Genomic DNA, 2,459 nt, shown 5'->3' with positions numbered 1-2,459 from the left:
CGCCTCCATTGCCGATCGTCGTCTGTAGCTTTCCACGTTCATCTCGAAGATGGTCGCATGGTGGACGAGCCTGTCGACGGCCGCGAGCGTCATTGCCGGATCGGGGAAGACCTTGTTCCATTCGCCGAAGGGCTGATTGGCGGTGATCATGATGGACCGCCTTTCGTACCGCGCCGAGATCAGCTCGAAGAGAACGCTGGTTTCGGCCTGGTCCTTGGTGACATAGGCGAGATCATCGAGGATCATCAGGTCGAATTTGTCCAGTTTCGCAATCGCGGCCTCAAGCTGCAGTTCCCTGCGGGCCACCTGCAGCTTCTGGACAAGATCGGTGGTTCTCGTGAACAGCACCCGCCAACCGTTCTCGATCAGTGTCAGGCCAATGGCGGCCGCGAGATGCGACTTGCCGCCGCCGGGCGGGCCGAACATCAGGACATTGGCGCCCTTGGCCAGCCAGCTGTCTCCCGCCGCCATGGCCATGACCTGTGCTTTCGAGATCATTGGAACGGCGTCGAAGTCGAAGCTGTCCATCGTCTTGCCGGGCGGCAGGTGCGCTTCGGCAAGATGGCGGGCGATCCTGCGGTGGGCGCGTTCGGCCAGTTCGTGCTCCGCAATAGCGGCCAGGAAGCGGGCGGCAGGCCAGCCCTCCCGGTCAGCCTGTTCGGCGAATTGCGGCCAGAGGATCTTGATGGTCGGCAGCCGCAGGTCGTTCAGCATGATGCTGAGGCGGGCCTCATCGACGGTATGGGAGCTCGTCATGCCGGTACTCCTGCTGCATCCGCGGTTTTGACGAGGGCTTCATAGCTGTCCAGGGACACGGATTGCACGGTGACGGCCGGCAGACAGGCCGGGTCCGGGGCGAAGTGCCTTCGAAGGACAGCAAGGTCGGGTAGACCGCCGGCCTCGAGCACCTTGGCCAGTTCCGCTGCCAGCGCCCGCTCGCAGCTGCGCTCATGCGCCAGGGCAAGCAGCTCGACTGTGATCTTGCAGGCCTGCCGTTCGGGCAGCCGGTCGATGAGCGCCTCGAAGGCACGCCGGTACTCCTGGCGAGGGAAGAGCTTGTCGCGGTAAACGAGATGCAGAAGGGCCATGGGCTTCCTGCGCAGCGAATGGATGACATGGTGATAGTTCACGACCTGGTCATGCTTGCCGTTCGCCTTGGCCCGCCCCCTGGGCAGGGTCAGCAGGTGGGTGCCGCCGGAGAAGACATCCAGCCTGTCGTCAAACAAGCGCACGCGCAGCCTGTGCCCGATCAGGCGGGAGGGCACGGTGTAGAAGACCTTGCGCAACGTGAAGCCGCCGGTGCTGGAAACGGTGACGATCACCTCCTCGAAGTCCGTGGTGCGGCGTGCGGGCAGCCCCTGCAGATATGGCCGTTCGGCTGCGATACGCTTGCCGCGGGCCGCATTGCGGCGCCCCACGATCTCGTCGATGAAGGCGCGGTAGCCATCGAGATCGCCGAAGTCGGCGCTGCCCCGCATCAGCAGCGCATCGCGGATCGCGGATCGCGCTCTTGAGATGGCCGTGGGCGCTTTCGATCGAGCCGTTCTCATGCGCCACCCCCTTGTTGTTCCGCGTCGGCGTCATCCGGTAATGGGCGCATAGGGCATCATAGCGCGTCGTGAGATCCGCCCGCGCGTCGGTGTCGAGGTTGCGGAAGGCTGCCGACAAACTGTCGCTGCGATGAGACGCCGGTGCCCCGCCCACCGACCAGAGCGCATTCTGAAGCCCTTCGGCCAGGGCGACAAAACTCTCCCCGCCGAGGATGACATGGGCGTGCTCAAAGCCGGACCACGGCAAGCGGAAGTGATAGAGCAGATGCTCCAGCGGCTGGCCCGCGACCGTTACGGCCGCGGCCCCCAGGTCGGTGAAGTCCGACAAACCGAGCCGGCCCGGTTCGTGAACCTGCCGGAAGATGACCTCCTGTTCTTCGCCATGCACTGCCCGCCAGGCGCGGATCCGCCGCTCCAGTGTCCGGCGGATGCCCGGGGACAGTTCAGGGTGGCGGCGCAGCATCTCCTCAAAAATTGCGACCGGGCGAAGGCCCGGGGCCGATTGCAAAAGAGGGACAGCTTCAGCGTCGAAAATGTGCTCAAGCGGGTCCGGGCGCCGCCGGCCCCGCGTCTGGGCCTTCTGCGACGGCAGCTTGGGATCCTTTGAAATGCGGTATCCGGTCGCCCGGCTCATCCCGGCCTTGGCCGCGGCGACTTCGATGGGGTGGTCTTGTCTCAGCTTCATGAAAAGTCTCGTCTGTTGATCGGTTACATGGCGCCCCGGCACAAAAGTGGTTCTCCATTCCTGAAAACCACCAGCGTAACGGGCCGGCCGCGATCACAGACCCCAAAAACGAGCGAAGCGGCGGGCGTGTGCCTCCGGTCGGGCTACGCCCTCCTTCCGACACACGCCCGCCGCAACGTCTCATCCTGATTGACGCGGAATCTCATCCAGTTTGTCGCGCAGCA

Annotated in this window: 3 protein-coding genes; all 3 read right to left on the bottom strand. The window is 64.6% G+C overall.

Annotation, left to right across the window (positions count from 1 at the left end; all coding sequences use genetic code 11):
• Positions 1-756: IS21-like element helper ATPase IstB (istB, locus tag SM763_RS24035; protein ID WP_369000100.1), on the bottom strand; the 756-nt coding region annotated here is incomplete at its 3' end.
• Positions 753-1,322, bottom strand: coding sequence for a hypothetical protein (locus SM763_RS24030; RefSeq protein WP_369000098.1), 570 nt, complete (start codon positions 1,320-1,322; stop codon positions 753-755). The genes istB and SM763_RS24030, both read right to left, overlap by 4 nt.
• Positions 1,219-2,184: an IS21 family transposase gene (gene istA / locus SM763_RS24025; RefSeq protein WP_369000102.1), complete on the bottom strand. Its 966-nt coding sequence runs from the start codon at positions 2,182-2,184 to the stop codon at positions 1,219-1,221. Before istA ends, SM763_RS24030 begins: the two co-directional genes overlap by 104 nt.
• Positions 2,185-2,459 lie beyond the last annotated feature (275 nt).

The organism is Pseudophaeobacter sp. C1-32P7 (assembly GCF_041008775.1).
GTDB classification, from domain to species: Bacteria; Pseudomonadota; Alphaproteobacteria; order Rhodobacterales; family Rhodobacteraceae; genus Phycobacter; species Phycobacter gallaeciensis_A.
The sequence above is the reverse complement of the archived record's forward strand: the minus strand, read 5'-3'. Positions and strand labels throughout refer to the sequence as shown.